Source organism: Flavonifractor plautii ATCC 29863, assembly GCF_000239295.1.
Lineage (GTDB): Bacteria > Bacillota > Clostridia > Oscillospirales > Oscillospiraceae > Flavonifractor > Flavonifractor plautii.
On sequence record NZ_JH417681.1, the window covers coordinates 1 to 6,570 of the forward strand.

The following is a 6,570-nucleotide window of genomic DNA, read 5'->3' on the forward strand; positions in this document are numbered from 1 at the left end:
AGAGGGGGGCCGCCTGGGCGGCCCCCCTCTTCCCGCTCTTTATCCCCGGAAAAAGAGCTGGAGAATCACGCCGTAGAGCACGGAGGCGCTGATGCCGTAGGCCAGCACCGGCCCGGCGATCACAAACATCTTGGCGCCCACGCCCATGACCAGCCCCTCGCACTTGAATTCCAGCGCCGGGGAGACCACCGCGTTGGCAAATCCGGTGATGGGTACCAGCGTGCCCGCCCCTGCGTGCTTGGCCAGCTTGTCGAACAGACCGAGACCGGTAAAAAGGGCCGCCAGGAAGATGATGGTCACCGACACGGCGGTGCCTGCGGCGTTCTCGTTCAGCCCGCACCCGCGGAACAGATTCAGCAGGGCCTGCCCGCCGGTGCAGATCAGCCCGCCCGTCACAAAGGCCCACAGCAGGTTTTTCCACAGGGGCGAGGGCTTGGCCTTCTGGCTGACGTAGCGGCCATACTCTTGATTGGTCATATCCATGCGTCCGCAGCCTCCTTTTGTCCTTTGTAAGGTTTCCCTTGACAGCGAAGTTTATACGTGCTATCTTATTTTAGTCATTTACTAAATTACTAATTTACTGATTGGAGGCCGACCATATGCACATCCCCACCACCCTCAAGCACAAGCCCGTCCTGGTGGCCGAGGACTACGGACGCATCGACGGCCGCACCGCCTATGGCTCCGACGCCCAAGGCCTCTCCCTGGGCCTGGCCCAGTGGAACGACCGGGGCAAGGTGGACATCTCCGCCAAGGTGTGGCGGCACACCGGGGAGAAGTGGTCCCGCCAGTCGGAGGAGCTGCCCCTCCACCGGGTGCTGGATCTGGCGATTCTGGCCTGCCGGGCCCAGCTCTATTTCCAGGAGGAGGCCTACCGCTTCCCCAGGGGCTACGACCCGGAGCATCCCCAGGTGGACCGCATCGGCCTGCAGGGGGACGCCATGACGGTGGAGGTATGCACCTCCAGCGACCACATCGACGAGGATCTCCGTCTGTTCCAGGACGCCCTGGCCCGGGACGGCGAGCTGCTCGGGGAGCGCATGCGGGTGCTGGCCCGGCTCCTGGGGGAGCTGGGCTGCCGGGGCTGAGCGCGGAACAAGCGCGGGCCCCCGGTCTCAAAGAGACCGGGGGCCCGTGTTGTTTATCCGTCCCTCACAGCATGGCGTAGAGCAGCTTTGCCACCTCGCCGCGGGTGAGCAGATCGTTGGGGCGGATGCGGTTGTCGTTGCCGGTAATCACACCTTGCCCCACCAGGCTCCTGAGGTAGCCGGCCGCCCAGTCGGGCACCTGCCCCGCGTCGGAGAAGGTGAGCTCCGGCTCGGCATAGCCCCTGGCCTGGGTGCGGCCCAGAATGGTCATGGCCTCGGCCCGGCTGATGGTGGCCAGGGCGTTGACGGTGAGGCCGCTCTCGTTGGCCCCGCCCTTCAGGATGCCCAGGCTGTACATGGCCTTGACCTCATTCAGCGCCCAGTCCGGAATGGAGGCGGCATCCACGAAGGGCAGCTCCACATTGGCGTACTGGGTGAGATCCAGGTCCATCCACCGGGCCACCATGGCGAAGAACTCCGCGCGGGTGATGTTCTTTTCCGGCTGATAGACAGGGATCTCCACGCCGGTGCCCTTGGACACGCCGGTGTCATAGAGGTAGGTGGCGTAGGGCTCGGCCCAGTGACCCGCCATATCCCCAAAGGGGGAGGTACGTGTCCCGGCGGGCTTGACATCCGCGGAGGCGCGGGCCAGGTTGCCGCTGGCGTCGCAGACGGTGACGCTCACCCGATGATAGCCGCTGTCGGCGGCGGGCAGCGTAGCGGTCAGGGTTCCGGAGGCCTCGTTCCAGGTAAAGTTCAGAGCCGCCCCGTCATAGGTCAGGCTCACATTGGCCTGGGGAATCGTGCGGTCCACGTTGTCTGACACGGCGGCGGTGAGCTGAGTGCCGCTGACGGACAGGCGGACGGTGGGGGCAATGGTGTCGCTGACATTCTCATTGGAGGTGGTGAACTGGTCCAGCCAGATGGTCCCGGCCGGGCCGCCCGCGCCGCCGCCATAGATCACGTCCAGGCTGGTGAGGGTGGCCGCGCCCTCGGGCAGCTCGGCGCTGACGTACTTCCAGCCGGTGAAGTCCAGGGCGGTCAGTAGGAACTGCCGGCTCTGGAGGCTGGCGTCCGCCGCCGTGGCCATCAGGGTATTGCCCGAGCCGTCGCCGTACACCCACACGCCCAGCCAGCTCTCTCCGGCGGGGATGGGCAGCGCGCTGTTCAGGCTCGCCGTTCCGCCTGTGGAGGCGTCATAGGTCATCCTCAGGCTCTGGCGGCCGTTGTGGACGTAGTCCAGGCCGGTCTCGGCCCCGTAGGAGGCCGTGCTGGTGGCACCGAAGGAGGCCAGGTCGCCCTCACAGTCCTCCAGCGTCTTGACGTGGCCCGCGATACTCACCGGCACGGTGAGTGTCTTGCCCCCGGCGGAGACGGTGAGGTTACCGCTGGCGCTCTTTGTCCCGGCGGTAAAGACGCCGTTTGCGTCCACCGTGCCCACCTCTGGGTCCGCTGACCAGGTGAAGCAGGTATCCTGGGCGGTGAGGGCCAGCTTGCGGTAAGAGGCGGAGGCCTTCAGATCCACCTGGCCGCCGGGGTCCAGGTTCAGGCTGGCGACCGCCGCGCCGGTGGCTTCATTGGTCAGAGTGATCTCGTCCGGGGTGCGGACGGTGGTGATGTAGCCGGTGCCGGAGGCGGAGCCGTCGGTGGCGGTGACCTGGGCAAAGCCGCTCTCCGCCCCGGCGGTAAAGAGGCCGTTCTCGTCCACAGTGCCGCCGCCGCTGGACACCGACCAGCTCACGCCGCCGCCGCTGGTGGGGAAGTAGCTGGTGTCCAGCCCGGTAGCGGAGAGCTGCACCGTGGCCCCGGAGAGCAGGATGCTGTCGGAAGGGGTCACGTAGTAGGAGGCCAGCTCGCCGGTGGGCTGGAGCCCGGTGGTGAGGAAGATGGCGGTGCTGTTCTTCCGCTGGCTGCCGTCGGAGGGCTTGTTGACCACCTGCATGCCCTCCTGGTCGGGGTAGGTGACGCCGATGGTGGTGGAGCCGCCGCCGTCCATGCAGATGGCCTCCACGCATCCCAGCTCAATGAGGCGCTGGGCCACCTGGCCCTGGGTGGCGCCCACGCTGTAGCCGGGCTGCTTTCCATCCATGGCGTAGAAGATCACAGTGCCGTCAGCCTTGATGCCGATGGCGGGCCAGGCGGTGCGGGAGGCGTCCAGTCCGGAGTCCACCTGCCCGTTGGTGACCAGCTTGGACACGCCGCCCAGGGCCTGGACTGCCTGGCTCCAGCGCTGATCGCTGCTGGACACGGTAAGGGTGACGGTATCCCCCGGCTGAAGGGCCCGCAGGCGGGCCAGGGCCTCCTCGCTCTCCTTGGCGTTCAGGGTGAGCACGGCTTTGCCCTCGGGAATGGGGATACTTCCGGTGGACTCTAGAACCTGCTCCACCACATACTGGGTCTGCCGGCCGATGGTAGGCTTAACGGCGTAGGTGCCGGTGCCGTCATCCACCGGGGACAGAATCACATCTACCCCCGGCTCGGTGTTCTGGGTGGTAGTGGCGAAGTCGTCGGTCAGCAGGGTCAGGCCGCCCACAGCGGCACTGTCCGTCAGCTTTCGCACCTTATTGATGCCGCCGCCCAGCTTTACGGCCTGCCCTCCGAAGGACACGGAGACAGACAGCCCGTTGCGGGCGATGAAAGCGGTGCCGTCGGCGTTGAAGCCGATGGCCCAGGTGTCGTTGTAGTAGCCTGTGGCCCGCACAATCCCGTCGGTCACCACCAGTCCGGTGGGCGCGCCGGTGGAGAGCACATACCAGTCGCCGTTCAGGCCGGACACCACCCGTTTGCCCTGGCTCTCCAGGGTCTGGGCCATGCCGGACAGGGTTACCCGGTCGGTAACCTTGGAGCCGTAGGCCACCGTGGGCACTACGCTGGCGTTGGGGGAATACTCCACATAGTACTCGGTGCGCAGGTCGGAATAGGTATCGCTCCAGAACACGTTCTTTCCCAGGCTGGCCCCCTGGGAGAGGGGCGCCCGCCCGGTATGTACGTCCCAGCCCATGGCCTGGGACGCCGAGGCCGCGGTGACAGTCAGGGCCAGCGCCAGACCCAGGGCCGCCCCCCGCCGGATCCATTGTTTCATACTTGTCCTCCTAATATCGTCTGTGAAACGGGTCATACGAAAATTATGTTAACACAAAAGCCCCCGCTTGTAAACAAGCGGGGGCCAGGATTTGTCAATCCAATTCTTACAATTTTCTTCCACGGGCGGCGGGCGGTCTTAAAATCCCGCCCTTACCCCTCCTCCGGCCTTCCCTGCTTCAGCCGGGGCAGCGTCTTTTCCAGGGTGGCCTCCTCCTGAATGGACAGCAGCTCCCCAATGAGCTGGTTGGACACCAGGAAGCCCTTGGCCGTCAGATTCCAGCGGCGGTCGTGCCGCTCCGCCCAGCCCTGGCGCTCGTACTCCTCCAGCTTCTGCTCGATGGGATCGAAGTTCATGAAGAACTCCCGGCGGTACTCCCACTCCTCGATGCCCCGGGTGGTGCGCAGGCGGAGCATCAAATATTCGCCGCCCCGCTCCCGCTGGGGGATCAGGTCGGACTCGTCGATGACGGTGCCCCCCTCCAGCACGGCGGCAATATAGCCCTCCAGATCCCGGGTAAAGGAGTAGCGCCGCCCGCCGAAGTCGGAGTGGGCCCCCGGCCCGAAACCGATGTAGGGCCGGCCCATCCAGTATTTCAGATTGTGCCGGGACTGGAAGCCCGCCCGGGCGAAGTTGGAAATCTCATACTGGCGGTAGCCCGCCGCCGCCAGCCGCTCCACCGTCCAGAGGTACATGTCGGCCTGCTGGTCGTCGTCGGGGAGCTTCTCCCCCCGCACCACCCGGTCGTCCAGGGGAGTGCCCGGCTCCACCTTGAGGCCGTAGCAGCTCAGGTGCTCCGGCTCCAGCTCCAGCACCTGCTCCACGGTGTCCCGCCACCCCGCCATATCCTGGTTGGGCAGACCGTAGATCAGATCTAGGCTGATGTTTTTGATCTTGGCCTCTCGGGCTGCGGCCACCGCCCTCTGGGCCTGCTGGAAGGTATGGGGGCGGTGCAGGCAGTTCAGCTCACAGTCGTGGGCGGACTGGACGCCTAGGGAGATGCGGTTTACCCCCGCCCGCCGGAGGGCCTGAAACACCTTCTTATCCACACTGTCCGGGTTGCACTCCACGGTAATCTCCGCGTCCTTGGCCAGATCGAAGCGCTTGGCCACGGTTTTGAGCACCTCCCGCAGCCGCTTCTCCCCGTAAAAGCTGGGGGTGCCGCCGCCGAAGTAGACGGTGTCCACCTGCCAGCCCCGGGTGAGGGGCGCGGTCTCCTTCATATGGGCGAGCAGCGCCTTTTGGTAGTCGTCCATCCGGCCCTCCTTCCCCGCCAGGGAGTAGAAGTCGCAGTAGTCGCACTTGCTGCGGCAGAAGGGGATGTGGACATAAAGGCCCAGTTTTTCCGCCATTGGAGGCACCTCGTTTCCATTGCTTGGATTCTAATTGATTATTATACTACAAAATCCGCCGTTTGAAAAGCCGCCGCGCCCGTGCTATACTGGGAAAAAACGCAAGGAGGGCACAAACATGGTCCAGCAGTCCCCCCGCCGCCTGGAGCTGACCGTGACGGCGGACCAGGCGGGGGAAAAAATCGACACCCTGCTGCGGCGGGAGCTCCGCCTGTCGGGGACGGTGATCCGCCGCGTCAAGTGGCTGGACGACGGCATCCTGCTGGACGGGATGCGGGTCACCACCGCCTGCCGCCCGGCGGCGGGGCAGGTGCTCTCCGTCCGGGTAGCCGATCCCGACGGCCAGGGGGACATGGTGCCCACCCCCGGCCCCCTGGATATCGTGTACGAGGACGGGGATCTGCTGGTGCTCAACAAGGCCCCCGGCGTGCTGATCCACCCCGGCCCCGGCCACTACAGCGATACGCTCTGTAATTATATCGCCTGGTATTACAAAAAAGCGGGGATTGCCGCCGACGTCCACCCCGTCCAGCGGCTGGACAAGGGCACCTCCGGCCTGCTGGTGGTGGCCAAGCACCCCCACGCCCAGGAGCAGCTCAAGGGCCAGCTCCACACCCCCGCCTTCCGGCGGATCTACCTGGCGGTGTGCGAGGGAATCCCCCGGCCGCCGGAGGGGTGCATCGACGCCCCCATCGGCCGCGTCCCCGGCTCCCTCATGGCCCGCCAGGTGGACCCTGCGGGCCAGCCCGCCTCCACCCGCTACCGGGTGCTCCGCACCGGGCAGGGCCGCGCCCTGGTGGAGCTGGAGCTGGACACCGGCCGCACCCACCAGATCCGGGTACACATGGCCCACATCGGCCACCCCCTCACCGGCGACTTCCTCTACGGCACGGAGGATCACAGCCTCATCTCCCGCCCCGCCCTCCACTCCGCCCGGCTCTCCCTCCGCCACCCCGTCACCGGGGAACCCATGGCCTGGGAGCAGCCTCTGCCGGAGGACATGGCCCGGCTGGTATGAACGGGCGGCTTTCCCGCACGCGGGAAAGCC

The 6,570-nt window shown here is 66.2% G+C and carries 5 protein-coding genes; 2 read left to right on the forward strand and 3 right to left on the reverse strand.

What is annotated here, in order from left to right; translation table 11 throughout:
- Positions 1–39: 39 nt before the first annotated feature.
- A complete protein-coding gene (gene spoVAC / locus HMPREF0372_RS04775; protein ID WP_007489433.1) occupies positions 40–483 on the reverse strand; it encodes a stage V sporulation protein AC in 444 nt (147 codons plus the stop codon).
- A 116-nt stretch (positions 484–599) separates the two neighbouring features.
- Here spoVAC and HMPREF0372_RS04780 point away from each other — a divergent pair, with 116 nt between their 5' ends.
- The gene (locus HMPREF0372_RS04780) at positions 600–1,088 is read left to right on the forward strand and encodes a DUF6530 family protein (protein WP_007489434.1); all 489 of its coding nucleotides are present in this window, start codon (positions 600–602) and stop codon (positions 1,086–1,088) included.
- 64 nt (positions 1,089–1,152) lie between these two features.
- Here the strand turns inward: HMPREF0372_RS04780 and HMPREF0372_RS04785 are convergent, their stop codons facing one another.
- Together HMPREF0372_RS04785 and hemW are read right to left on the reverse strand one after the other, a co-directional pair.
- Positions 1,153–4,170, reverse strand: coding sequence for a phosphodiester glycosidase family protein (locus tag HMPREF0372_RS04785; protein ID WP_039996703.1), 3,018 nt, complete (start codon positions 4,168–4,170; stop codon positions 1,153–1,155).
- Between the two features lie 152 nt (positions 4,171–4,322).
- On the reverse strand, positions 4,323–5,522 hold the full coding sequence (gene hemW, locus HMPREF0372_RS04790) for a radical SAM family heme chaperone HemW (protein ID WP_007489437.1): 1,200 nt from the start codon (positions 5,520–5,522) through the stop codon (positions 4,323–4,325).
- 118 nt (positions 5,523–5,640) lie between these two features.
- Between hemW and HMPREF0372_RS04795 the strand changes: the two genes are divergently transcribed.
- Positions 5,641–6,540: an RluA family pseudouridine synthase gene (locus HMPREF0372_RS04795; protein ID WP_007489438.1), complete on the forward strand. Its 900-nt coding sequence runs from the start codon at positions 5,641–5,643 to the stop codon at positions 6,538–6,540.
- The last annotated feature ends 30 nt before the right edge of the window (positions 6,541–6,570 follow it).

Excerpts from the sequence above, each read along its gene's own strand:
- HMPREF0372_RS04795 (WP_007489438.1), top strand. The coding sequence starts at position 5,641 with ATGGTCCAGCAGTCCCCCCGCCGCCTGGAGCTGACCGTGACGGCGGAC.
- spoVAC (WP_007489433.1), bottom strand. The coding sequence starts at position 483 with ATGGATATGACCAATCAAGAGTATGGCCGCTACGTCAGCCAGAAGGCC.
- HMPREF0372_RS04780 (WP_007489434.1), top strand. The coding sequence starts at position 600 with ATGCACATCCCCACCACCCTCAAGCACAAGCCCGTCCTGGTGGCCGAG.
- HMPREF0372_RS04785 (WP_039996703.1), bottom strand. The coding sequence starts at position 4,170 with ATGAAACAATGGATCCGGCGGGGGGCGGCCCTGGGTCTGGCGCTGGCC.
- hemW (WP_007489437.1), bottom strand. The coding sequence starts at position 5,522 with ATGGCGGAAAAACTGGGCCTTTATGTCCACATCCCCTTCTGCCGCAGC.